Consider the following 24,570-nt stretch of genomic DNA (forward strand, 5'->3'; position numbering starts at 1 on the left):
ATCCTTTGCGGTGTGAAAAAGTATCGCTATCAGCGCGTTAGTCAGGATATCTGAGCTAAAGCAGGATGGCCATGTATTAAGTTCACCTTACGGTTCGGCAATATTCGGCATGAGGTCTCACCCCTTAAAACATGCGAATATCGAATTTGTGTAAGTAAAGGTGTCTATGAAGGTATACTGCGCAGACAAAGTCGAGTCGCGGCACGGCCCCATGCCATTTGCCTGCGTAGTTAACATCCATGATGCCCATGAAAACAAAAACTTCCGTACGCTGGACGCTGCTTTCCTTTCTTTCAATCGCGCTTGCCGCCTGCGATGGTTCGGGCGGATCCGACGCACCGCCGATTCCTGACGTCGTCTGCGTCGAATCCGGCCCCTATGCATGCAAGACAGGTGCGTCGGAACCTTTGTACACATTCCAATGGGCATTGAATTATCAAGACAGCTATTTCAAGGACTACCCGGACGTTTTCGGTGGCGGGATGGACTTGAACGTTGAACCGGTGCATCGGCAGGGCATCAAGGGCCAGGGCGTGAACGTGCTGGTGGTCGATTCGGGTGTCGATCTTCACAACGAAGATCTGGCTCCCAATGCGGACTTCTCGCTATCCTGGAACTTGGGTTCGAATACTCAAGATCCCCATCCCACAGCTCCGACGACCTCGGCGGCTCCCCACGGCACGGCGGTGGCGGGCATCATTGCCGCTGCTCAGAACGGCAAAGGCGTGATGGGCATCGCTCCGCGCGCGCGAGTCGGCGGTGTCAACTTCCTTGAGCATCAAAGCGTTGCGGGCTGGGCGGCTGCAATGGGCGGCGCGCCGTGGTCCAGCTCTGCGGACGTCATCAACGCTTCGCTGGGATACTCCGGGGCGCCCTTTTCGTACGACTCCGAAGACGATAGCTACACACCGATCATGCGCTCGCTCAAGAAGTTGCGTGGCGGCAAGGGGGCCATTTACCTGAAAGCGGCGGGCAATGATTTTCACAGCTACGAGTGTGGGCTTGGCGCAGCGTATTACGATTGCAGCAACCCTGGCAACGACGAGCTGGGGCCGAAGGAACCCAACACCATCGTGGTGGCGGCGGTCAATGCGTTCGGCGAATCCAGCAGCTACAGCAGCGTGGGCTCGGTCAACTGGATCAGTGGCCTGGGCGGCGAATATGGCGCCGGCGGTACTTATGGTGAAGCGGCCACCGACGACTACAGCGGACCCACCATATTCTCCACCGATATGCGAGGCTGCACTTTAGGCTATAGCACCAAAAGCGCAAAAACGGCTTTTCTGCGCGGCGAATCGCAGCGCAATGGCGTGCCTGACAACCCCGATTGCGACTACTCTTACATGAACGGCACATCGGCGGCGACGCCGACCATCTCCGGGGTGGTCGCGTTGATGCTCGCCGCCAATCCCGATCTAAGCTGGCGGGACGTTCGCGACATTCTGCGAATGTCGGCGCGCAAGGTCGACGCCGGCTACCTGCAAGGGTCGCCCCACCCGCAGGGCCTGATTCCTTACGGCGCGCGCATGGATCTCGTCACCAATCAATTGCTTGAAGAATTGGGCGGCAAAGACGACATCCGGCCTGGCTCCAAGGTGTTCCCCATCGACCTGGGCTGGCAGAAGAACGGCGCCGGCCACGAGTATTCGAACTGGTATGGGTTTGGGGTACCCGATACGGCGCGAGCCATAGAATTGGCGCAACAATACAAACGGAATCCACAGCTTAGCCGGCTCGACGATGTCAAGATACCCGAATTCCAGAATATTAGCGTTTGGTACCAGGGCGACCAGTATGCGGAGCACTTCGCGGAAGCCGGTGTGACCAATGCGCAAGCGCGTGATCTCCCCTACCGGGAAATCACGCTGCTGGGAACCCTGAGCATGGCGGAGCAGGTCGCGGACACCGTGCAGGTCCGCCTGTCTGGCAATAACGTTTGCCTGGGCTCCGTCGGTATTGCCGTGCAGTCGCCGTCGGGCACGATGTCGCTGCTGAAGCTGCCCAATGATATTTTTCGTTCACAAGAAATCACGAGCTTCGAGGATTACGGCATGAGCAGCGTGGCTTTCTATGGCGAGCCCGCGGCCGGCGATTGGAAAGTCTACCTGGTGGCGGCCAACCCTGACCTTCCCCTGAATTACGCCCGGGAGAACGCGGCGGGGAGATATGAGCGCGCTGTTTCCCTGAGCTGCTTCGGCGGCGCCGCCGCCCCGTCCGACTATCTCTTGCATGCGCAGGCTCGTATCATTGCACAATAGGTCTTGCCTGACACAAGGACACATCATGAAATGGATCAACGGTATTTTGGGCGGCGTTGCTGCGGTCGTGCTGGCTTTTGGCGCTGAAGCCGCCGGTACGTATGCGCCTGGTAGCAGGATTCCGGCCGACCAGCTTGGCCAACTCGGCAATCTGCCGGTCTACAGCGTAGGCAAGCAATCCTATCGGCTGCTGCCGCAGAAGGGCGCCGATGGCGCCAGTCTATTGGTTGACAGCCAAGGTCTGGTGGTAAGCAGCGCAAACGAAATTCTTATCACGGGGGCATCGGAAGCCGAGATTCGTTCGAGCACCGGACCCGGCCCCGCCCCGGTGTCGATCCAGTACTTCGCCGCCACCGGCATCGCTCTGGTGCGCTATGCGGATTTCCCGACGGCGGTGGCCGCCTTGGCGCCGCTGCAGCAGCGCCTGCCCGCAGCATCCGTGCGCCTGGCCATCAGCCGCGGAACGGCGCGAGCGTATTAGAGGGCGGGGTCAGGCCCGTTGGATCCGACCCCATCCCGTCACTTCTGTGCGCCGAAGGCGCCCTGCGCGGAAAGATCTTTCACGCGCTGCGCGTCCTTGATTACAAGCTGCTTCAAGGCTTCCGGCCCTTGTTTATCGCCTTGCGGTACGGTGCCGCCGAAGCCCTTTATTTTCTCGATGAACCCGGGGTCCGTCACCACACTTGCAATGGCTTGATTCAGCTCCGCCAAGGCATCGGGCGGTGTTCCGGCGGCGGCGAAAAGGCCGTTCCAGATCTCCAGGTCAAAGCTTGGCAAGCCGGCCTCTGTGAAGGTCGGAACGTCAGGCGCCTGATCCACGCGTTTGTCTCCCGTCACAGCCAGGGCCCGGACGCGCTTGTCCGCATGCAAAGAGGCCATGGTGACGGTCTGGTCGATGACGGCATCGATGGTGCCGGCCATGAGGTCGACCAAAGCAGGACCCGAACCTCGATACTGGACCAGCTCGGCTTTTGCATCTGCCAGATTGACAAAAAGCGCTTCGGCAAAGTGTGCCGTCGTGCCCGGGCCGCCGGAGCCGAAGTTGATTTCGCCCGGCTTTTCTTTCATGGTGCTGATCAACGACTTTACGTCTTGCGCCTTGAATCCATTGCTTACGGAAAGCATCATGGGCACGGAAGCGACTATGCCCAGCGGCTGAAAGTCTTTGATCGGATCATAAGTGCTGTTTTGTTGCAGGTGGGGAATGATCACCAGTGCCTGGTTGATGAACAGCAGTGTATTGCCGTCATTTCGTGTGCGCAGGAAGCGTTGCATTCCCACCAGCCCGCCCGCACCCGTCACATTCTCGACGACAACAGGCCGCTTTATTTTTTCGCTGAGCGTGTTTGCCGCGACACGCGCCAAGGCATCAGAGGACCCGCCCGGTGGCACGGTCACAATGATGGAAATGGGTTTGTCGGCCTGGGCCATGGTTAAAGTCGTGGTGCTGATCAGCAGCGCTCCAAGCAAAAGTGATAGTTTTTTCTTCATGTTGCCTCCCGGTTGGTTTAAAGGTGTTGGTAATAGGGTTTCATGCGGTCGCGCGATGCTTGGATATGGTTTGCCATCGCGCTGCGGGCTGCGCCAGAGTCGCAGCGGGAAATAGCCTCGACAATGGCCAGATGCTCTTTGATTGCTTCTTCCGCCACCGACGAGTGATAGCGCAGGCGGAACAGATGCATGTGGGCATATAGACCTTGCAGCGTGTGCTGCAGCAATTCGTTGCCGCACATTTCGGTGATGCGCGCATGGAACTGGCCGTCGAGCATGGCGAAACGTCCGTAATTGCCTTGCGTGTCCTCAGTGACCAGTTGTTCCATGTGGTCGCACAACGCCCTGAGCGCATGTATGTCTTCGGGCTTTACATTGGCAGCGGCCAGACTGGCGGCTTCGGGTTCAAGCAAGGTGCGCATCAAGTACGCCTCTTCGAAATGCTTACCCGATGGCAGGGGCGCGGCGCTGTATCCCGCGTTGTGCTTCTTCACCACCAAGCCCTCCGTCTCCAGACGGATCAGGGCTCCCCGAATTGGGGTCTGTGACACGCCGAACTGCCGCGCCAACGCATCGACCGACATTCGCGCATTGGGCGGAATCCGTAGCGAGATGAGTTCCGTTACCAGCGCCTCGTAGATTTCGTCGCTGAGAGGTCGGCGTTCTTGAATAGGATTGCCGCGGCTATGCGGTTCTTCTGGATAAAGAAACGGTTTCATGGTTATCCCTTGAGCGGTGTCGCCAAGCGTAGGCCGACCTGCTGTTTGCTTGACGATAAAATTTCATATCGGATATGATATCGAAAATTGAAACAAAAGTATAGCCGAGACGGCTGTGCACAAAAGGAACGGTATCGTGCTCACGGTAGAAGAAGTCACTGACAAAAGTCTGGCGGCGCTGCGTAACGCAGGGGTGCCAGAGCAACATGCGCAAACCCAGTTGTCGCTGCTTCTTGAAGCAGAGTTGCGCGGGGTGGCTTCGCACGGTTTGCTGCGTCTGCCCCGCGTAATCGAACGCATACGCAATGGCGTGTGCGATCCGGGCACGGTGGGCAAGGGCGTATGGGCGATGCCATCGCTTTACCGCATCGAAGGCAATCACGGCCTGGGGCCGGTGGTTGCGCTGGATGCGATCGCCAAGATTTCCGAACGGGCGCGCGACACCGGGGTAGCGGTGGCGGCCATCCGAGGCTGCGACCATCTCGGGATGTTGGCCTGGTATGCCGAACGGGTTGCTCGTCAGGGCCAGATACTGATCGCACTTACCATCAGCGAAGCCTTGGTTCACCCATGGGGCGGCAGCCAGGCCATGCTCGGGACCAATCCCATCGCCATTGGGGTGCCGGCCGTGCCGGAACCTTTCGTGCTTGATATGGCCACCAGTCTGGTCTCCATGGGCAAGATCCACGACCATGCGAACCGCTCCGTGCCGATTCCTGAAGGTTGGGCGGTCGATCAGGACGGCCGGCCAACCACTGATGCAAAAGCGGCAAAGCACGGCGCCATTGCGCCATTCGGCGGCGCCAAAGGCTATGGATTGGGGCTGGGATTTGAACTGCTGGTGGCCAGCTTGACGGGCAGTGCATTGGGGCGCGATGTCAGGGGAACGCTCGACTCCGAGCACCACTGCAATAAAGGGGACGTGTTCATCGTGCTGGAGCCGCAAGAGCAGTCTGCGCAAATCATTGGGCAGTTCATGGACGCGCTGCGCGCATCGCCTGCTGCCGAGCCTGGAAACCCAGTGCGTGTGCCGGGCGACCGTGCCAGAAGCAAGCGCGACAGCAGCTTGCAGCAGCAGATCACCCTGGCGCCCGCCGTGTGGGCGCAGATTCAGGACATGGCACGAAACGATCGTGCGCAATCCAATACCAAAACTGGAGAAAAGATAAATGCAACTTGATTACGGGGTGATGCGGGCGCCGGCACGCCTGATATTCGGTCCGGGGCAACGCAAGGCGCTCGGCCGGGCGGCGGCCTCTTTGGGCAGCCGGGCCTTGATCTGCACGGACACGCGGCTGGCCAACAGCCCGCTCATGCAAGAACTGCTGGATGACCTTGCTGCCCACGATGTCTCGGTCGAAGTGTTCGATGGCACGGAGCCCGAACTTCCGCTGGAGGGCATCCGGGATTGCGTCGATCGCCATCGCGAATTCAGGCCCGAAGTCATTATCGGCATCGGTGGCGGCAGCTGCATGGATCTTGCCAAGATGGTCAGCCTGCTCATGAAGTATCCCGAGCCGGTCTCGCAATACTATGGCGAATTCAAGGTCCCGGGGCCCATCGTCCCCGTCATCGCTATCCCGACGACCGCAGGCACAGGTTCCGAAGTAACGCCCGTCGCGGTCATCGCCGATTCCGATCGCGCCGTCAAAGTGGGAATCTCCAGCCCGGAGCTCATCCCGCACACCGCGATTTGCGATCCCGAGCTCACCCTCAGTTGCCCTGCGGGGCTGACGGCGATTTCGGGCGCGGACGCCTTCGCGCATGCATTGGAAGCGTTTTCCGCGATCCGCCGGCCGCCTGCGCCCGGCATGGCCATGGAGCGTGTGTTCGTGGGCAAGAACGTCCTCAGCGATCAATATGCGCTGTCCGCCATGCGGCTGATCTTCGCCAACCTGGAGAAGGCGGTGAAAGAGGGAAGCGATATCGAAGCACGCAGCGCGGTGATGCTCGGTTCGACCTATGCCGGCTTGGCTTTCGGAACTGCCGGTACCTGCGCGGCCCATGCCATACAGTACCCGGTCGGCGCCCAGACGCACACCGCCCATGGGCTGGGAATCGGCGTCTTGCTGCCATACACCATGGAGTTCAACGTCGAGGCATGCGAAAGCGTTTATGCTGAAGTCGCACGCGCCATTGGAGTCGATGCCGGCGGCACCGACCACGAGGCCGCCCACGCCGGGATCGCGGCTGTTCGCGCGCTGTTCCAGCGCATAGGCATCCCGGTCAGCTTGCGCGAATTGGATGTCAAAGACGAAGACCTGGACCAGATTGCCGAGCTATCGATGGGCGCCGCGCGCCTGGTCGAGAACAACCCCAGAATCCTTGATAAACATTCCGTCCGCAGTATCCTGGACAAAGCGATGAGTGGAGCTTAACCATGTTGGAAAAAATGAAGTCGAACCAAGCAAATGCGGAGCTGCATGCCGGGCTTTTCATCGGGGGCAAGTGGTGCGATGGCACCCGCCAGCGCAAGATCGAAGTGATCAACCCTTCGGATGAAAGCGTGCTGGGCACCGTCGCGGATGCGGGCAAGGAAGACGCCATCGCGGCAGTCGACGCCGCTTATTCGGCTGCGGGCGCCTGGGCCGCGACACCTCCGCGCGTGCGGTCCGAGATCCTTCGCAAGTGCTTCGAATTGATGCTGCGTGATGCCGAAGACCTGGCCCGCCTGATTTCCCTTGAAAATGGCAAGGCATTGAAGGATGCGCGCGGCGAAGTCGCCTACGCGGCGGAGTTCTTTAGATGGTTTGCCGAAGAAGGCGTCAGAGTGCGAGGCGATCTGGGCACTGCGCCGTCGGGAAACAACCAGATCCTCGTGCAGTACGAACCCATAGGCGTATCGGTATTGATCACGCCCTGGAACTTCCCCGCGGCCATGGCTACGCGCAAGATTGCGCCGGCCTTGGCCGCCGGCTGCACCTGCGTGCTCAAGCCTGCAACCGCCACGCCGCTGACCGCCTACGCGGTGGCGCGTATTCTGGCTGAAGCAGGAGTGCCCGATGGCGTAGTCAACGTCATCACATCATCCACGACGTCCGAAGTCGTCAACGCCATGCTGGAAGACAGCCGCGTGCGCAAGCTGTCGTTCACCGGCTCGACCGCCGTTGGCCGCACACTGTTGCGCAAGGCCGCGGACCAGGTGATTCATAGCTCCATGGAGCTGGGCGGCAATGCGCCTTTCCTCGTATTTGAGGACGCGGACATCGACAAAGCGGTGGAAGGCGCCATGATCGCCAAAATGCGCAACGGGGGCGAGGCATGCACGGCGGCCAATCGCTTCCTGGTTCAGCGCAAAGTGGCTGACGCCTTCACGGCGCGTCTGGTTGATGCCATGTCGGCGCTGAAGGTCGGCGCCGGGCCCGACCCGGACACCGATTGCGGCCCGCTGGTCGACTCCGCCGCCATTGGCAAAGTGGCAGAGCTCGTCGATGACGCAAAGGCACGAGGCGCTCGCGTATTATGTGGCGGCGAACCGGGTGAAGGCCCAGGCTATTATTACCCGCCCACCGTGCTGCAGGGCGTGCCGCAAGACGCCAAGATGTTCAGCGAAGAAATCTTCGGGCCGGTTGCGCCCATTTATGTATTCGACACCGAGGAAGAAGCCATCCAGATGGCCAACGACACGGAATACGGCCTGATCGCCTATCTGTACACGGCGGACGTCGGCCGAGGCATGCGGGTATCGAAGGCCTTGGAGGCCGGGATGGTCGCCTTGAACCGCGGGCTGGTGTCGGATCCGGCCGCTCCGTTCGGCGGCGTCAAGCAAAGCGGGCTGGGGCGCGAAGGCGCTCACCATGGCATCCTGGAGTTCATGGAAGCCAAGTACATTGCCACGGCTTGGTAAATCAACTGGAAACAACATGAGCAAAAAATATCAGATCGCTACCATCGAGGGCGATGGCATCGGGCCCGAAGTGACTCAGGCCACCATGCAGGTACTGGACGAAGCCTGCGGTAAAGGCGGGCTTCATTTCGAAATGCTGGATGGCGGCGCGAATCACTATGTGAAGAGCGGGCACGTATTGCCCGAGGACACTTTCGATGCATGCCGGCGGATGGATGCCATCCTGCACGGCGCCGCAGGCATGCCGGGCATCGTCTACCCCGACGGCACTGAAGTCGGCAACGATCTTCACCTGCGACTGCGCTTTCGGCTCGATCTATATGCCAACGTACGCCCCATCAAGCTGCTGCCGGGCGTTCTGTCGCCATTGCGCGCCTTCGAGAACGGCGGCATCGACTACGTCATTATCCGCGAAAACACCGAAGGCCTGTACGCCAGCCGCGGAGCCGGTGTGCTGTTGCGCGATGAGTTCGCTTCGGACAGCCTGATCATCACCCGCAAGGGCACGGAACGCGTCGCCAAGTTTGCTTTCGAACTTGCCCGCAAGCGCCGGGGCGCGCAAGCCGATGGCAAAGCCAGGGTCACGGTATGCGACAAGGCCAACATTTTGCGTGCCTATGCGTTTTTCCGTGCGGTATGCGACGACGTGCATCGCGACTTCAGCGACGTCGAGATCGACTACGCATACGCCGATGCCATCACCGTGCACCTGCTCAAGCGCCCGGACTTCTATGATGTGATCGTTGCCGAGAACATGTTTGGCGATATCATTTCCGACCTGGGCGCCGCCACGGTAGGGGGCATGGGCATCTCGCCGTCCGGGGAAATCGGCGACCAGCATGCTCTTTTTCAGGGTGCCCATGGCTCCGCGCCCGATATCGCTGGGCAGAACCTGGCAAGTCCGGTTGCGACGATTCTATCGGCCGTCATGATGCTGCGCTGGCTGGGCGACAAGCACGGCGACGCCGGCATCACCCAGGCGGGCGACCGCATCGAGGCGGCGGTCGGCAAGGTCCTCGCCGAAAAGATCGCCGTTCCGCGCGACCTTGGCGGCCAGGCGAGCTGCACCGAAATGACCGAAGCCGTTTGCAAGGAACTGGCTGCGTAAGATTTGGCGTGCTCAGGCCCAGCATTGGGCCAGACCCTGCAAGTACCTATCCGCGAGGTTTACCTAACCTCCGGCCAAACTCGAAAGCTCAAGCTCGGGCAATCGGAAGTGCTGGTGAAGCACGCTCCGCGCTGGATGCCGGCGCTGGGCGCGCGGCCGGCCGGCGCAACCGTGCGTGCGCTGGCATGGATCGGGCCGTAGGACCGGCCGCAACCCCTCCCTCAAATCCCCCATCTCCGCCTCACACCTGCCGATGCCCATCGGCCGCGCTGGTGCTCACACACCTCTCCTGCGGGTAAACCCCATGAAGAATTCCTGAAAGTGCTCGCTATAATCTGTCCACAATGTAAACGATTGATCCACATTAAGGACAAAAAGGCCAAACCATGCCAGTCGACTCGCCCGATACGGACCCGATGACGCCGTATCAATATCCCAATCCGCCCGACGCCCTGCCCGAAATCGTCATTCCGCAGGCCATTCCCGCCGACGAGCGCCTGTGGGTGCCGCAAGCTGAAAACGTCTGGTTCCGGCCGCTCTGTTTGAACGTCAGCCAGGGCTATTGGATGAATCTGCTGCGTGTCCGCAAGTCGGGCGTGCTCAGCCGGCATCGCCATCCGCAGGCCGTCCATGGCTTCGTGCTGAAGGGCCGCTGGCGTTATCTCGAGCATGATTGGGAGGCGACCGAGGGCAGCTATGTGTTCGAGCCGCCGGGCGAGACGCACACTTTGTATGTGCCGCCCGATGTCGAAGAAATGATCACCTACTTCCAGGTGAACGGCATCATGTACTACACCGACCCCTGGGGGAAGGGCATGGGCTATGAAGACGTCTTCACCAAGATCGACATGTGCCGCAAGCACTTCGCGCAGGTGGGCCTGGGCGAAGACTATGTCCGACAATTCATCCGCTGACCCATGCAAGTGAAAGCAAGATATGACTTCGCCGGACGCGTCGCGGTGGTCACCGGCGGGGCCGGCGGCATCGGCGCGGAAATCGTCCGCCAACTGAGCGGGCAGGGCGCGCGCGTCATGGTGTGGGACCGGCAGGCTTCTGATCTCACGCCGCATTCCTGCGTGGTCGACGTGACCGACCGCGCCTCTGTGGCGCGCGCCTGCGCCGACACCATCGCCCGCCTGGGCGGGGTGGGCATGCTGGTCAACAACGCCGGCTATGCCGGCCCCACGGGGCCGCTGGACCAGTACGACCCGTCCGCCTGGGACGCCATCCTGCAGGTCAACCTGACCGGCGTGTTCAATGTGTGCCGCGAAGTGGTGCCGCACATGCGCGCGGCCGATGCCGGCCGCATCGTCAATATCGCGTCGCTGGCGGGCAAAGAGGGTACGCCCGATGCCGCGGCCTACAGCGCCGCCAAGGCGGGTGTGCTGGCCCTGACCAAGTCGCTGGGCAAGGAGCTGGCGTTGACCGGCATCCGCGTCAATGCGGTGGCGCCCGCGGCGGTGCAGACGCCGCTGCTGTCGCAGATGTCGCCCGGGCACGTGCGCACCATGATCGCCAAAAGCCCGATGCAGCGGCTGGGGGAAGCGTCCGAGGTCGCCGAGCTGGTGGCCTGGCTGTGCTCCGACTCCTGCACCTTCAACACCGGCGCCGTATTCGATCTTTCCGGGGGACGCGCCACTTACTGAACTGATTCCCCGGCATTCCACCACACCTTCAATTCAATAAAACCTGATCAAAGAGACACCCAAATGAAACGTCGTGAATTCAATCGCTGCCTTGTTTCGACCCTGTTCGGCGCCGTGTCGGCGCTGGCCGCCGTGCCCGCCGCGCATGCCCAGGAATTTCCCAGCCGCCCCGTCGAGCTGGTCGTGACGTTCGCCGCCGGCGGCGGCACCGACGCCCTTGCGCGGGCGCTGTCCGATGCGTCGCGCAAGCATCTGCCGCAGCCGGTGGTGGTGCTGAACAAGCCCGGCGCCTCGGGTGGCATAGGCCTGACGGACGTGGCCAACAGCAAGCCCGACGGCTACAAGCTGGCGCTGGTGACGGCCGATATGGTGATCATTCCGCACCTGGGGCTGACCAAGACCACCTATGAAAGCTTCACGCCCATCAAGCAGCTCAATGCGGATCCGTCGGCGATCACGGTGGCCGCCAACTCGCCCTACAACACCATCGAGGAATTCCTGGATGCGGCGCGCGCCAAGCCGGAAACCATGCAGGTGGGCAATGCGGGCGTCGGTTCGATCTGGCACCTGGCCGCCGCGGCGCTGGAAGACAAGACCGGCGCCAAGTTCAATCACGTTCCCTTCAATGGCGGCAATCCGGCGGTGGTCTCGCTGCTGGGCAACCATATCGATGCGGTGGCGGTCAGCCCGGCGGAAGTCATCCAGCACGTCAAGACGGGTAAACTCAAGATGCTGGCGGTCATGGCGGATCAGCGCGTGCCGGGATTCGAGAACGTGCCCACGCTGAAAGAGCGCAATATCGATTTGTCCATCGGCACCTGGCGCGGCATCGCGGCGCCCAAGGGCACGCCGCAGCCGGTGCTCGACAAGCTGGACGCCGCTTTCAGCGCGGCGGCGGCGGAAGACAGCCTGAAGCAGTTCATGGCGGCCCAGAACCTGGGCTATGTGGTGGCCGACGCGCGGACTTTTTCGGCGCAGATGGAACGCGATAACGCCACCTTCAAGGCGTTGATCGAAAAATTCAATATGCGCCCCTGAGATCGAGAGCGAGCAGAACATGGATTTGGGTATATCTGGAAAGACGGCTTTGGTGTGCGGCGCGAGCAAAGGCCTGGGCTACGGCTGCGCGCTGGCTTTGGTGCGCGAGGGCGTGAATGTCGTGATCGTCGCGCGCGGGGCCGAGGCCCTGAACGCCGCGCACGAGCAATTGCTGGGCGCGCGCCCGCGCGGCGATGCCTTTGTGAAGGCCGTCGCCGCCGACATCACCACGCCCGAGGGGCGCGAGGCGGCCTTCGCCGCGCATGGCGATTACGACATCGTGGTCACCAACGCCGGCGGGCCGCCGCCCGGCGACTTCCGCGACTGGGAGCGCGACCACTGGCTGAAGGCCGTGGAAGGCAATATGCTGACGCCCATCGAGCTCATCAAGCGCACGGTGGACGGCATGGCGCGGCGCGGCTTCGGCCGCATCGTCAACATCACGTCCAGCGCGGTGAAGGCGCCGATCGACATTCTGGGCTTGTCGAACGGCGCGCGCAGCGGCTTGACCGGCTTTGTAGCGGGGGTGGCGCGCAGCGGCATCGCGGCGCGCGGCGTCACGATCAACAACCTGCTGCCCGGCGCCTTCGCGACCGATAGGCTGGAATCCACCCTGGCGGGCGCGGCGGCCAAGACGGGGCAGGGCGTCGACGCCATCCGGGCGGCGCGCCAGGCGGCCATTCCCGCCGGGCGCTTCGGGAACGCCGAAGAATTCGGCGCGATCTGCGCATTCCTTTGCAGCGTCCAGGCCGGCTACATCACGGGGCAGAATGTGCTGGCCGATGGCGGCGCATATCCCGGTACTTTCTAAGCGGGCGGCCATGACCTATCAAACGGATCTATTCGCCGGCAAGACGGCGCTGGTCACGGGCGCCACGCAGGGAATCGGGGCGGGCGTCGCCAACCTGCTGGCGTCGCTGGGCGCGCGCACCATCGCGGCGGGCCTGAGCCACACAGAAGGCGAACTCCGCCCGGACATCGAGGTGCGCATCGGCGACGTCAGCCGGGCGGACGACGTGGACCAGCTGCTGCGGGGTATCGACGACCTCGACATCGTCGTCAATTGCGCGGGCGTCATCAGGCGCGGGGCGGAGCACGACCCGGCCGTGTTCGAGCAAGTCCTGGCGGTCAACCTGACCGGCACCATGCGCGTCTGCAGCGCCGCGCGCGACCGCCTGGCGCGGCGCGCCGGCTGCATCGTCAACACTGCGTCCATGCTGAGCTTTTTCGGCGGCGCGCTGGTGCCCGCCTATGCGGCCAGCAAGGGCGGGGTGGCGCAACTGACCAAGTCCCTGGCGCTTGCCTACGCGGAGGACGGCATTCGCGTCAATGCCATTGCGCCGGGCTGGATCGCCACGCCCTTGACCCAGGCGTTGCAGGAGGACCCCGCGCGCTCCGGCCGCATCCTGGAACGCACGCCGCTCGGGCGCTGGGGCACGCCCGAGGACGTGGCCAAGGGCGTGGCATTCCTGTGCTCTCCGGCGTCTTCCTTCATGACCGGGGTCATTCTGCCGGTCGACGGGGGCTATCTGATCGCTTGACGAAGGCGGGGGGCGCCGCGGGGCGGCCGGTTGCGCGGGCTGTACTTGGCCGGGGGTTTGCTGGGATAATAGCCGCCGTGGGTCGGTTTCTCATCCTAGTTTCTTTCGCCCTCCAGCGTTACGCCTTCTGCCATGCCCAAGTCGCCTCGCACCGCCCCGCCGCCTTCCGCAAAGGTGGCGGGAACCGCCGCATTCTCGAAGTTCATGCACTTGCTGCAGTTGGTCGCCGATACGCCGGCGGCCATGACGGTGGCCGAGCTCAGCAAGCTCAGCGGCTACCCGCGCCCCACGGTTTATCGCAGCGTGGCCGCGATGGTGGCCGAGCGCCTGCTGGTCGAACACCCCGAAACCGGCAGGCTGGCCCTGGGGCCAAGGCTGGTGCAGCTTGCCAGCCGCAGCTGGGGGCGCTCCGAAATGCGCCTGGCGGCCGTTGAAGACCTGAAGCATCTGCGGGATTCCACCGGCGAAACCGTGCACCTGGCCGTACCCAACGGCCAGCACATGGTCTATATAGAAAAACTGGAAAGCCTGAGCGCGGTGCAGATGAACTCGCGCATCGGCACCAACGTGTCCATGTATTCCACAGCGGTGGGCAAGGCGTATTTGTCTTTCCTGGACCCGGCCGCCCAGCAGGCGGCGCTCGATCTGCTGCCCCAGCCGTTCGAGCGCCACACGCCCAACACGGTAAGGGACGTCGCGGCGTTGCGCCGGCAGCTCAAGCAGATCCGCGAACGCGGCTGGTCGGTGGACGACGAAGAGAACGAGGCCGGCATCTATTGCTTCGGCGCCCCCATCATCGGCCGCAACGGCGTGCCGGTGGCGGCGATCAGCGTCAGCACCTTGCGCTTCCGCCAAAAGCCCGACCCGGAGGCCGCCTACGTGGCGCCTCTGCTGCAGGCATGCAAGTCCATCATGCGGCGTATCGCCGAAACACCGGCGGACTGGGACGCGCTATAGGCGGTCCCGCGCACTATCCCCGTTTGTCACCCGCCACATTGAACTCGTCCGGGCCATGGGCCGGGCGCCGCCTTCTTGCGGCCGCAAGGCGCCGCGGCGGCATCGTCACGTCATGATTGACTAGTAGTAGTAAATGGAACTACTATAAATTCACGCAGCAGAAGTAAAGCATCCGGCCCTGGCCCGCAGTCCGCGAGCCCGGGCCGGCAAAAGACGTTACGTTCACTGTTGGAGACAAGCGATGCTGAAGCCCATTTTGTCGAGCTTGATGATTGTCGTGTCAGCACTAGGGTTCAACGCCGAGGCGGAGCAGAGCCAGATTGGCCAAAATACCCAATTTATCGTCCCTGCGGGGCCTGGCGGTTCGCTCGACATCGTGGCCAGGAAACTGCAGGATCTGTTGATGCAGAAGAAGCTCGTCAGCAATTTCGTCGTGCTGAACAAGCCCGGCGCCGGCGCCCAGCTTGCCCTGAACGTCATGGACCAGAACGTGGGCAACCCCAACTACCTGATGACGCTGCCGACCGCAATCATCAACAACAGCTACCTGGGGATGATCAAGACCACCTACAAGAACTACACGCCCGTCGTCATGCTGCTGGATGGGTACGTCGGCGTCCTGGTCAGAAGCGACTCGCCTTTCAAGACGGCTCGTGATTTGGTCGAGCACCTGAAGAAACAGCCTGACAGCCTGAACATCGCCATCGCCGCCAGCTTGGGCAATGACGTCCATGTCGGCGTGGCAAAGGCATTGATGCTCGCCGGCGTCGACATCTCGAAGCTGACCTTCGTGCCCTTCAAGTCATCCAGCGAATCCATCACCAACTTGATCGGCGGCAACGTGGAAGTCGTGGGGGCGACCACCCCCACCATCATTCCCGCGCTGCAAACCGGCAAGGTCCGCGTCCTGGCCATCGGCTCTCCCGAGCGCCTCAAGGGCGTGCTGGGCGACGTCCCCACCTGGAAGGAGCTCGGCGTGGACACCATCACCTCTTCCCCTCAAGGCGTGTTGGCGCCCAAAGGCATCAAGCCGGAGGAAGTGAGGTTCTGGGAATCCGCGTTCAAGCAGGTCGCCGAAACACAGGAATGGAAGCAGTTCCTGGAGCAAAACCAATGGGCCCCCAGGTTCATGACCGCGTCGGAGACCATGGCGATGCTGGAAGAAGAAACCGCGACGATTGAAGAGGTGTTGAGCAAGCTGCATATCAAGAAGCAGTAGCATGCTCGTCGTTGAGCTGATGACTGGCCCCGCAGCGTCGGCTTTGGATCATGAAGCAAACACCTTCTCGATGGAATCGGCATCGATAAGGTTCAGGGACCAAACCTCCAGATCGGCAGCGCTGCCTGTGTGGATGCGCTGAACCAAAGTGTCAGGCAAGGGGCCGAATTTGTGGATCAATTGACGCTCCAGCAGCGCTGCTTGGCCTTCCTGACGGCCTTCTTGAAACCCTTCTTCGCGCCCTTCCTTGCGCCCCTCCAGGATCCCCTCGCGCTTCCACTGCCGGGCCCACATGCCCGGCTTCTCACTGATCAACATGACAAGCTCCTGCAAACTCGTGACCTGGGGCACCGCCTCTTGCGGCTGGGCCCGCGACAGCACCAGGTGCTGGATATAGGCGGCAAGGCTGCGGTTCAACTCCTCAAACCCCGCCCCTTGCACCGCGTCCATCAAAGTGTGCAGTATTTCCGGGATTTGCTCAATGGCCGTGCTGTGCTCCAGCCGAAAAAGCAGCCCCGCCAGGTTCGCATCGGGCAGGCCGCCCGCGCGCAGCAGCGCGCCTTCGTCGATCAGCACGTAGCGCAGCTGCAGCTGGTAGTTGGACAAGTCAGGCGCCGTCGCCCACGCGCCGCTGCAGGCGCTCGGCCACGTACTGCGTGTTGACCTCGCGCAGGCCCGCCCAGCATCCCGGGCAAACCCGCACTATCTCATGGCAGGCAGCTTGCCTCTCGGAATCCCATCGCGAGAGCTGCCGTCATTTCCAGCGCCGCAGCCACCCCAAGCCCTGGGATGTTTCTCCGGCGGGCCGATACTCGCAGCCTACCCAACCTTCATAGCCGGCGTCGTCCAGCACCTTGAACACATAGTCATAATTCAGCTCGCCGGCATCGGGCTCATGCCGCTCGGGCACTCCCGCGATCTGAATGTGGCCGATGCCGGACCGATACTTCTTGAAGGTCGTCGACACGTCGCCTTCCATGATCTGCGCATGGTAGAAGTCCATCTGGACTTTGAGATTGGGCGCGCCGACTTCCTGCACGATGGCATGCGCCATGTCCTGGTAGTTCAAGAAATATCCCGGCATGTCCCGGGTGTTGATCGGCTCTATCAATACGTTGATGCCATGCGGCGCGCATAGCCTTGCCGCGTGAGCCAGGTTTTCCACAAAAGTCGCGCGGCACGACGACAGGTCCGCGGCGTTGGGAACCAGGCCGGCCATGGCGTGCAGATTCGGTGTTTGCAGCACCTTCGCATAGGCGATCGCTTTTTCCACGCCGGCGCGAAACTCATCGCTGCGGCCGGGCAGCGCGGCGATGCCGCGCTCATTGGCGCTCCAGTCGCCCGGCGGCATGTTGAACAGAACATTCTTCACCCCATGGGCCTGCAGGCGCGCGGCTATCTCGCTTGCTTCGTGCTCATAGGGGAACAAGAATTCAACGGCATCGAAACCGTTGCGGGACGCCGCGGCGATGCGGTCCAGGAACGGCAGTTCGGTGAACATCATGCTGATGTTGGCGGCAAATCTTGGCATTGAGTCCCTCGATTGTGGTGCAGGCGCTTTGATTGCGCCATTTTCCCGGCGGAAGCCTTTTACAGATTGAATGTGTCCCGCAGTTCGGCGATTTCCTGTTCAGTCAGGACACGGGGATTATGCCCCCGCAAGAGCAAGAAAAGCTTTGCGGTCTCTTCCAGTTCTTCGATGGCGTATACCGCCGATTCCAGCGACCGGCCCGAGACCACGGGGCCATGATTGGCCAGCAGGACGGCGCTGTGCTTGCCCGCCAGGCCGCGAATGGCGTCTCCGAGCTTGGGGTCGCCGGGGCGATGATAAGGCAGCAGCGGAAGCTGGCCGATCTTCATGACGAAATACGGCGTCAGCGGCGGGATGCAGCAATGCGGATCCAGGCCCGACATGCACGACACGGCGGCAGAATGCGTAGAGTGCAAATGCACGATGGCGTTGGCGGCGCCGCGTTCCTGGTACATGGCGCGGTGCAGGAATGCTTCTTTGGACGGTGGATCTCCGGCCAGCAGCATGCCGTTCCAGTCCAGCTTCGAGATGCGGGCCGGGTCCAGCGACCCCAGGGACGTATTAGTTGGGGTCAGCAGCCAGCCGTCTTCGGTGCGTACGCTGATGTTCCCGCTGCTGCCGGCCGTCAGCCCGCGCTCATACAGGGATGCGCCCATGCGGCAGATCTGTTCGCGCAAGCTGCTTTCGCTCATGGCAGATGGTCCCAAGCCTTGCTGAAGAAGTCCACGCTCCCGAAGTTTCCGGATTTCAAAGCGAGCGCAATGGCCTTGTCGCCCAGGCTGATCGTCCAGGGTACGCCGGGGTCGATCTGCGGCCCGATGAGCAAGCCGGGAATTTCCAGCGCCGTGACGACCGCGCCGGAGGTTTCTCCTCCGGCGACGATCAACTGGCGCACACCCAGGTTGACCAGGCCCTGCGCGATGCCGGCCAGTGTCTGTTCTATGGCGGCGCCCGCTTGTTCGACGCCCAGGCGCTCTTGCAGCCATTGTACGCGTTCGGGCTCGGCGGTGGCGTAGACGGCGACGGGGCCGTCAGGCAGGCGCGTCGAGGCCCATGACAGCGCGTCAGCCACCAGGTCTTCGTCGTTGATCAGGCGCGCCGGATCGATGGCATACGCGGGTGTGCCGCGTGCGATCAAATCCGCAAGCTGAGCCCGCGTCGCCTGAGAGCAGCTCCCGCAAAGGATTGCGCGCAGCCCCTTGGGGGCCTGCAGGCTGTCGCCGGCCTCGGCCGAAGCTTCAAATCCGAGAAAGTTTTGCGGCAGGCCCAACGCCAGGCCGGAGCCGCCCGTCAGCAGCGGCAGAGCCGAGCCCGCGGCGCCGATCTGCAAAAGATCGGCGTTTGAAAGCGCATCCACGATCGCGATCTGGATGCCTTCGGCTTGCAGCTCGGCCATCCGATCGCGGATCGCCTGCGCACCCTTGGCCACGGTGCCGAAGTCGATGAGGCCGACCGGCCTGGCGGTTTGCCGCTGCAGCACGCGAACCAGATTGGAATCGGTCATGGGCGTGAGCGGGTGGTGCCGCATTCCGCTTTCGGACAGAAGCGTGTCGCCGACGAATAAGTGGCCTTTGTAGATAGTGCGATTGTTTTCGGGGAAGGCGGGGCAGGCTATGGTGAAGCTCGCGTCCAGGGCGCCCATGAGCGCATCGATGACCGGTCCGATGTTCCCGTGCTCGGTCGAATCGAAGGTGGAGCAGTACTTGAAGTATATCTGCCGGCAGCCGGCGTCGCGCAAGTACGCCAGCGCCTCCAGCGTGTCGGCGACCGCAATATGCGCGGGGCAGGTCCTCGACTTCAAGGCGATCACCACCGCGTCGGCTCTCGCCGGCAGGGGCCTGCTTGGGACGCCTATGGTCTGCACGGTCCGCATCCCGGCCCGGACGAGCATCCCCGCCACGTCCGTCGCGCCGGTGAAGTCGTCGGCAATGCATCCGATGGATATGCTCATGCTGCGCTCTTGTGCTCGAATGCCGTTAATCGGCTTTGATCCCGGCCGATTTGATCACTTGTCCCCAGCGCTCGATCTCCTGGGCCTGATACCGCGCGAAGCCGTCGGGGCCGAGATCGCTCGGCGCGATGCCAAGGCCGGCCATGCGCGCGCGGATCTCCGGCATGGCCAGCACCTTCGCGATGCCGTCGGCCAGCTTCTTGACGACGGGCTCCGGCGTGCCGGCGGGGGCGAACACGCCTTGCCAGGACCGGACGTCGAACGCGGGTATGCCTTGCTGCGCTATGGGCGCCACGCCGTCGAGGCCTTCGACGGGGTCGGGCCCGGTGGACCCCAGCGCGCGGACCCGGCCGCTGTCGATCAAGGACTTCGCCACGGTCGAGGTCTCGAAAATCATGTCGATCTGTCCGCCGATGAGATCGGTCATGGCTTGTGTGCCGCCCTTGTAGGGAATCTGGCGCATGCGCGTGTTGGTCAGGCTCTGCAAGAGCTCGCCCGCCAGGTGCTGGGACGTGCCGGGCCCGGCGGTGCCGAATGTCAGCTCGCCGGGCCTGGCCTTGAGGGCGGCGATCAAGTCGGGGAGCGTCTTGTACGGGCTGTCGACATTGACCACGAGCACGTTGGTGACCGTGCCCACCAGATGGACGGGCGTGAAGTCCTTGACGACGTCGTAGCCTATGGACTTGTTGAAGTACGGAATGACGGCGTGTGTCGTGATGGTGCCGCCTACGAGGGTGTAGCCGTCCGGTGCCGCTTTGGCCACCATCTGCGTGCCGACGACGCCCGATACGCCGGCGCGGTTCTCGACCACGACGGATTGCCCCAGGATGTCTCCAAGCGGCGGTGCGATCAGGCGCGCCACCGAGTCGGCAAGGCCGCCGGCGCCGAAGGGAACGACGTAACGAATCGGTTTGGCGGGCCAGTTGTCCGCGTCGCCCGCGGCCAGGGCGGGGAAGCTGAATGAGACAAGGGCTGCCGCCGCCGCGATGCCCAAAATTTTGCGGCGAGTGGGATGCGAGTGATCGCGTGGCATAGGGATATCTCCGGCTGGTGTATCGGTTCAGTGGCCTTGGCGCAGGAGCCTGCGGACCATAAAGTTTCGAACGAGTATAGGATTCGATAAACCAGTCGTCTAATATATTTTTCCTTGCCGTTTGATATGTCTAAAGAATGGTTTGGGGAGTGAGGGCCGCCACTTCAAGCGCGGTATCGATGAAATTCGACAAGACGGGCTGCGTGGCTTCCTTGCGCCAAGCCAGGATCAACTCCGAGAAATTTGCCTCGGGCTGCTCGATCTCGCGGAATATGACGCCCGGAAATGCAAGGTCTTTTGCCGAGGCGGCCACGAGCGCAATGCCGACACCGGCCGCTACCGTGGCCAGAACGGTGTATAGCTGGCGCGCCGTCTGGACGACTCGCGGCTCGGATTGCACTTGGCCGAATATACGGCGCGTGATCAGGTCGAAGTAGCCGGCTTCCTTCGCGTCGAAAGCGACCACGGGCTCCCCGATCAGGTCGTTTAGCCCGATGACGGCCTGGCTTGCATGGCGGTGGCCGGCCGGCAGGGCCACTATCATGCGCTCGCGCAGCACCATCCGGGTTTCGAAATCGCTCTCGAGCCCCAGGGGGCGCATGAGCCCCACGTCGATTTCCCCCGTGCGCAGCGCTTCGTGCTGGAGGGGCGTGACGAGCTCCTTGAGGTCCAGGTCCACCTGCGGAAAGCGCGACCTATAGAGCTTGATGATGGCTGGAAACAAATGGGGAAGAGCGCCGGCGATAAAGGCGAGGGTCAGCTTGCCCCGTTCCCCGCGCGCGGCCTGTTTGACGCTTTGCACCACGCTGTCCGCATGGCCGAGCAAACGCTTTGCCTGAATCAATAACTCGTTGCCGGCGTCCGTCAGCTGCAAGGGACGGCCCCGGACGAACAGGGGCGCGCCGATCTGCTCTTCGAGCTGCATGATTTGTTGGCTGAGCGGCGGTTGCGTCATGTGCAGCCGCCGTGCCGCGCGGCCGAAATTCAGCTCTTCCGCCACTGCCATGAAATAGCGCAGGTGTCGTAGTTCCAGGCTCATGGCTATCTTTATAGTCGAAAAAAATATGGAAATACAATGAATTATAGATTAGACATATGAAATCCGGGCTTCTAGAATTCCGCTGGAATCGCCCGCCTTCCTGCGCGCGGCGACAGCGTCCACTTTCAACGAAAAATAGGTCTGTATGCGCGGCAACACGGTAAAACAGCGTTTTCTATCCGGGCAATCCATTGTCAACGGGTGGCTTTCCATTCCCAGCAGCTACGCCGCTGAAGTCGTCGCGAGCCAAGGCTTCGATGCCGTCACGGTCGACATGCAGCACGGAATGATGGATTTCGAGACCGGCGTCTCGATGCTCCAGGCAATCAGCGCGACCCCCGCCATGCCCCTGGTTCGCTGTTCCTCCATGGACGAAGCGCAGATCATGCGCTTGCTGGATGCCGGCGCATATGGGGTGATTTGTCCTTCTATCGATACCCCAGAGCTGGCGGCGGCCTTCGTTGCCGCCTGCCGTTACCCGCCCGTCGGCAATCGGTCCTTCGGTCCGGCGCGCGGCCTGTTGTATGGCGGCCCCGACTACTTCGAGCATGCCAATGACCATATCCTGACCCTGGCCATGATTGAATCGCAATCGGCGCTCGACAACCTCGATGCCATACTCGACACGCCGGGGCTGGACGGGGTCTACGTCGGGCCCAATGATCTGGCCTTGAGCCTGGGCGAGCGGCCCGGCTCGGAAATGCAAGGCATGGTGGCGGACGCGATCGGCGGCATCCTGCAAGCGGCGCTTGCCCGGAATCTGCTGGCGGGCATCTTTTGCGGTTCGTCCGCGGTCGCGCGGCAGCGCTTGGAACAAGGGTTCCACCTGGTAACGCCAGGAAACGACGCGAACATGCTTGGCGGCGCCTGCAAGACGCGCATCGCGGAAACCTTGAGCGCGGCAGGCGCCGGGCAGAAGTCTTCAACCGGCTATTAGAAGACGCCACCGCGGCGGGGATGTGGACAAGATCGAATGAAACCAAGCAAGCTTTTGAACGCCATGGAGTTCGAGCGGGAGGCGCGACGCATCCTGCCGCATTCGGTGGGCGGATTTTTGTTCGGGGGGGCCGAGGACGGCCGCAGCCTCGCTGAAAACCTGGCGGTTTTCGACCGGCTGTTATTCCGTCCGCAAGGCTTGACGGGAACGAGCGCTCGCTCGCAGTCGGTCGAGCTCTGGGGCGCCCGGTATTCGTCGCCGATCGGCATCGCGCCCATTGGCGTCGCCGCGCTGGCGTGCCACCGTTGCGATCTGGTGCTGGCCAAGGCCGCCGCAAAGAACGGGATCCCGTTCATACTGAGCGGCTCGTCCAATGTTCCGCTCGAGCAGATCGTCGAGCAGGCGCCCGACGCCTGGTACCAGGGCTATTTGCCGGGCGATGAATCGCGCCTGGAAAAATTGATGCTGCGCCTTGAAGCGGCGCAAGTGCGGAATCTGGTCGTCACGATCGACACTCCGGTGGGGGCCAACCGCGAGACCAACGAACGAAATGGCTTTGTATTGCCGCTGAGGTTGACGCCGCGTCTGGCGCTCGACGGCATCATGCACCCGCGCTGGACGGCAAGGGTGTTCATGCGCACGCTTTTGCGCGACGGCATACCGAGGTTCGCAAATCAGAGTCACGAACCGGGCAATCCCATCACCGCCGATCAGCCCCAAGGCTTTCGCAGCGGCTGGGACAAGCTCGACTGGAACCACCTTCGCTGGCTGAGGGATCGCTGGCAAGGCCGTCTGCTCATCAAGGGCGTTCTGCACGAAGACGACGCCCGCAAGGCGGTGGGCATCGGATTGGACGGGCTGGTGGTTTCGAACCATGGCGGGCGGCAGCTGGACAGCGCGGTTTCGACGCTGCAGGCCTTGCCCGAAATCGTTGCCGCCGTGCCCAGGAGCTTCCCCGTGCTGATCGACGGCGGCTTTCGGCGCGGGACCGATGTCATGAAAGCGCTGGCGCTGGGAGCGCGCATGGCATTCATGGGGCGTCCCATGCTGGCCGGCGCGGCGGTCGCGGGAAGCCAAGGCGTGGACCGCGTCATTCAAATCTTCAAATCGGAAATCGACCGCAACCAGGCGCTGCTGGGATGCGCCGATATCACAGCCCTGAACACCAACTATCTGACCACCGCGTCAGCCCCCAGATTACTAAAGGAGTCATCATGGGAATCAAAATAAGGCTTTCTTGCGTGTTACTGGCCATGACGGCGACGTATGCCGCCACCGTTCACGCGAACGACTATCCCAGCAAGCCGGTTACGGTGATCGTTCCGTTCGCGGCGGGCGGCACGAGCGATGTCGTCGCCAGGACCATCACTCAAAAACTGGCGACCGAATGGGGCCAGCCCATCGTGGTGGAAACCAAGCCCGGCGCGAACAGCGCGATCGGCGCCACTGCGCTGGCGCGTTCGGCTCCGGACGGCTATACATTCTTGATAGGCTCGATCGGTACGTACGCCATCAATCCAGGGTTGTACAAGACGCTCAATTACGACCCCAACAAGGACTTCGCCTATCTGTCGATCGCGGTACGCAACGCCAACGTCCTGGTCGCGGCACCGAACTTTCCCGCCAACACGGTGGAAGAGCTGATCGCTTATGCCAAGAAAAATCCGGATAGTGTCTCGTACGCCACCGGAGGCACGGGCTCGTCCGATCATTTGTCGGCGGTTCTGTTCCGGCAGCAAACGGGTACCACGGGCGTCGATGTTCCCTATAAGGGAGGGGCCGCCGCCCAGAACGACATCATGGGCAACCAGGTGAACGTGTCGTTCCAGAATTTGGGCTCGGTGTCGAATCTGATCAAGTCCGGGCGCATGAAGGCATTGGCGATCACGGCCGAGAAGCGATCGGCCCAATTGCCGGACGTTCCCACATTTGCCGAGGCCGGTGTGCCCGGCATGGTGGTCTATTCATGGCAGGCATTTGCAGCGCCCAAAGCCACGCCCGACGGAATTCTGAAGCGGCTTTCGACGGGCCTGCAATCAGCCATGAAGAATACGGAAGTCAAGGAAAAGCTCGAGGGCATGGGCTTCGAGGTCATGGCGACGACGCCTGAGGAAGCGTTGAAGTTTCAGCAGGCGGAAGCCGCGCGCTGGGCCGCCATCATCCAGCAGAACAAGATAAGCGTCGATTAACCGGGGAAGATGCTTCCAAATATTACAGAGCGCGATATACTTATGGGTTTGCGAGGTCTTGAACCG

The 24,570-nt window shown here is 62.3% G+C and carries 25 protein-coding genes; 17 read left to right on the forward strand and 8 right to left on the reverse strand.

Annotated features, from left to right (window positions below):
- The first annotated feature begins 248 nt into the window (after positions 1-248).
- Together H0A72_RS09985 and H0A72_RS09990 are read left to right on the forward strand one after the other, a co-directional pair.
- On the forward strand, positions 249-2,258 hold the full coding sequence (locus H0A72_RS09985) for a S8 family serine peptidase (protein ID WP_180154948.1): 2,010 nt from the start codon (positions 249-251) through the stop codon (positions 2,256-2,258).
- Between the two features lie 25 nt (positions 2,259-2,283).
- Positions 2,284-2,739 carry a hypothetical protein gene (locus H0A72_RS09990; RefSeq protein ID WP_180154949.1) on the forward strand — a complete coding sequence of 152 codons (456 nt, stop codon included), beginning with the start codon at positions 2,284-2,286 and terminating at the stop codon, positions 2,737-2,739.
- Between the two features lie 38 nt (positions 2,740-2,777).
- Here H0A72_RS09990 and H0A72_RS09995 read toward each other — a convergent pair whose 3' ends face one another.
- Both H0A72_RS09995 and H0A72_RS10000 read right to left on the reverse strand, forming a co-directional pair.
- The gene (locus tag H0A72_RS09995) at positions 2,778-3,749 is read right to left on the reverse strand and encodes a Bug family tripartite tricarboxylate transporter substrate binding protein (RefSeq protein WP_180154950.1); all 972 of its coding nucleotides are present in this window, start codon (positions 3,747-3,749) and stop codon (positions 2,778-2,780) included.
- Between the two features lie 17 nt (positions 3,750-3,766).
- Positions 3,767-4,468 carry a GntR family transcriptional regulator gene (locus tag H0A72_RS10000; protein WP_180154951.1) on the reverse strand — a complete coding sequence of 234 codons (702 nt, stop codon included), beginning with the start codon at positions 4,466-4,468 and terminating at the stop codon, positions 3,767-3,769.
- Positions 4,469-4,604: 136 nt separating this feature from the next.
- Here H0A72_RS10000 and H0A72_RS10005 point away from each other — a divergent pair, with 136 nt between their 5' ends.
- The 12 genes from H0A72_RS10005 to H0A72_RS10055 all read left to right on the forward strand — a co-directional run bounded on the left by H0A72_RS10005 (position 4,605) and on the right by H0A72_RS10055 (position 15,824).
- On the forward strand, positions 4,605-5,648 hold the full coding sequence (locus H0A72_RS10005) for an Ldh family oxidoreductase (protein WP_343060273.1): 1,044 nt from the start codon (positions 4,605-4,607) through the stop codon (positions 5,646-5,648).
- A gap of 10 nt (positions 5,649-5,658) precedes the next feature.
- The gene (locus H0A72_RS10010) at positions 5,659-6,846 is read left to right on the forward strand and encodes an iron-containing alcohol dehydrogenase (protein ID WP_246814995.1); all 1,188 of its coding nucleotides are present in this window, start codon (positions 5,659-5,661) and stop codon (positions 6,844-6,846) included.
- A 14-nt stretch (positions 6,847-6,860) separates the two neighbouring features.
- The gene (locus H0A72_RS10015) at positions 6,861-8,315 is read left to right on the forward strand and encodes an NAD-dependent succinate-semialdehyde dehydrogenase (RefSeq protein ID WP_218953265.1); all 1,455 of its coding nucleotides are present in this window, start codon (positions 6,861-6,863) and stop codon (positions 8,313-8,315) included.
- Positions 8,266-9,423, forward strand: coding sequence for an isocitrate/isopropylmalate dehydrogenase family protein (locus tag H0A72_RS10020; protein ID WP_246437106.1), 1,158 nt, complete (start codon positions 8,266-8,268; stop codon positions 9,421-9,423). The genes H0A72_RS10015 and H0A72_RS10020 overlap by 50 nt, the downstream gene beginning before the upstream one ends.
- A gap of 24 nt (positions 9,424-9,447) precedes the next feature.
- The gene (locus tag H0A72_RS22160) at positions 9,448-9,624 is read left to right on the forward strand and encodes a hypothetical protein (RefSeq protein WP_246437105.1); all 177 of its coding nucleotides are present in this window, start codon (positions 9,448-9,450) and stop codon (positions 9,622-9,624) included.
- Positions 9,625-9,809: 185 nt separating this feature from the next.
- Entirely contained in the window at positions 9,810-10,337 is a 528-nt protein-coding gene (locus H0A72_RS10025) for a 2,4'-dihydroxyacetophenone dioxygenase family protein (RefSeq protein WP_180154954.1), read from the forward strand.
- A gap of 3 nt (positions 10,338-10,340) precedes the next feature.
- Complete coding sequence (locus H0A72_RS10030; protein WP_180154955.1) at positions 10,341-11,069, forward strand: SDR family NAD(P)-dependent oxidoreductase; 729 nt, start codon at positions 10,341-10,343, stop codon at positions 11,067-11,069.
- Positions 11,070-11,132: 63 nt separating this feature from the next.
- Positions 11,133-12,107 carry a tripartite tricarboxylate transporter substrate binding protein gene (locus H0A72_RS10035; protein WP_180154956.1) on the forward strand — a complete coding sequence of 325 codons (975 nt, stop codon included), beginning with the start codon at positions 11,133-11,135 and terminating at the stop codon, positions 12,105-12,107.
- Between the two features lie 19 nt (positions 12,108-12,126).
- Complete coding sequence (locus tag H0A72_RS10040) at positions 12,127-12,918, forward strand: SDR family oxidoreductase (protein WP_180154957.1); 792 nt, start codon at positions 12,127-12,129, stop codon at positions 12,916-12,918.
- Between the two features lie 10 nt (positions 12,919-12,928).
- Positions 12,929-13,648 carry an SDR family NAD(P)-dependent oxidoreductase gene (locus H0A72_RS10045; RefSeq protein WP_180154958.1) on the forward strand — a complete coding sequence of 240 codons (720 nt, stop codon included), beginning with the start codon at positions 12,929-12,931 and terminating at the stop codon, positions 13,646-13,648.
- Between the two features lie 132 nt (positions 13,649-13,780).
- Complete coding sequence (locus H0A72_RS10050; RefSeq protein ID WP_180154959.1) at positions 13,781-14,605, forward strand: IclR family transcriptional regulator; 825 nt, start codon at positions 13,781-13,783, stop codon at positions 14,603-14,605.
- A 241-nt stretch (positions 14,606-14,846) separates the two neighbouring features.
- A complete protein-coding gene (locus H0A72_RS10055; RefSeq protein WP_180154960.1) occupies positions 14,847-15,824 on the forward strand; it encodes a tripartite tricarboxylate transporter substrate binding protein in 978 nt (325 codons plus the stop codon).
- A gap of 48 nt (positions 15,825-15,872) precedes the next feature.
- Here the strand turns inward: H0A72_RS10055 and H0A72_RS10060 are convergent, their stop codons facing one another.
- The 6 genes from H0A72_RS10060 to H0A72_RS10085 all read right to left on the reverse strand — a co-directional run bounded on the left by H0A72_RS10060 (position 15,873) and on the right by H0A72_RS10085 (position 21,378).
- Entirely contained in the window at positions 15,873-16,430 is a 558-nt protein-coding gene (locus tag H0A72_RS10060) for a DUF4351 domain-containing protein (protein ID WP_180154961.1), read from the reverse strand.
- 148 nt (positions 16,431-16,578) lie between these two features.
- Positions 16,579-17,355 (reverse strand): 2-oxo-tetronate isomerase, encoded by a 777-nt coding sequence (otnI, locus tag H0A72_RS10065; protein ID WP_180154962.1) that lies wholly within the window; start codon positions 17,353-17,355, stop codon positions 16,579-16,581.
- Between the two features lie 59 nt (positions 17,356-17,414).
- Complete coding sequence (gene otnC, locus H0A72_RS10070; protein WP_180154963.1) at positions 17,415-18,047, reverse strand: 3-oxo-tetronate 4-phosphate decarboxylase; 633 nt, start codon at positions 18,045-18,047, stop codon at positions 17,415-17,417.
- Positions 18,044-19,306: a 3-oxo-tetronate kinase gene (otnK, locus tag H0A72_RS10075; RefSeq protein WP_180154964.1), complete on the reverse strand. Its 1,263-nt coding sequence runs from the start codon at positions 19,304-19,306 to the stop codon at positions 18,044-18,046. The genes otnC and otnK overlap by 4 nt, the downstream gene beginning before the upstream one ends.
- Before the next feature lie 25 nt (positions 19,307-19,331).
- Entirely contained in the window at positions 19,332-20,339 is a 1,008-nt protein-coding gene (locus H0A72_RS10080) for a Bug family tripartite tricarboxylate transporter substrate binding protein (RefSeq protein WP_180154965.1), read from the reverse strand.
- A 130-nt stretch (positions 20,340-20,469) separates the two neighbouring features.
- Complete coding sequence (locus H0A72_RS10085; protein WP_180154966.1) at positions 20,470-21,378, reverse strand: LysR substrate-binding domain-containing protein; 909 nt, start codon at positions 21,376-21,378, stop codon at positions 20,470-20,472.
- Positions 21,379-21,523: 145 nt separating this feature from the next.
- Between H0A72_RS10085 and H0A72_RS10090 the strand changes: the two genes are divergently transcribed.
- The 3 genes from H0A72_RS10090 to H0A72_RS10100 are packed head-to-tail and all read left to right on the forward strand — an operon-like array spanning position 21,524 to position 24,504.
- Positions 21,524-22,315 carry an HpcH/HpaI aldolase family protein gene (locus tag H0A72_RS10090; RefSeq protein WP_180154967.1) on the forward strand — a complete coding sequence of 264 codons (792 nt, stop codon included), beginning with the start codon at positions 21,524-21,526 and terminating at the stop codon, positions 22,313-22,315.
- A 36-nt stretch (positions 22,316-22,351) separates the two neighbouring features.
- Positions 22,352-23,545, forward strand: coding sequence for an alpha-hydroxy acid oxidase (locus H0A72_RS10095; protein ID WP_180154968.1), 1,194 nt, complete (start codon positions 22,352-22,354; stop codon positions 23,543-23,545).
- Positions 23,530-24,504, forward strand: a complete 975-nt coding sequence (locus H0A72_RS10100; RefSeq protein WP_425502511.1) for a Bug family tripartite tricarboxylate transporter substrate binding protein — start codon at positions 23,530-23,532, stop codon at positions 24,502-24,504. Before H0A72_RS10095 ends, H0A72_RS10100 begins: the two co-directional genes overlap by 16 nt.
- The last annotated feature ends 66 nt before the right edge of the window (positions 24,505-24,570 follow it).

This window comes from Parapusillimonas granuli (genome assembly GCF_013416525.1).
GTDB lineage: Bacteria > Pseudomonadota > Gammaproteobacteria > Burkholderiales > Burkholderiaceae_B > Parapusillimonas > Parapusillimonas granuli.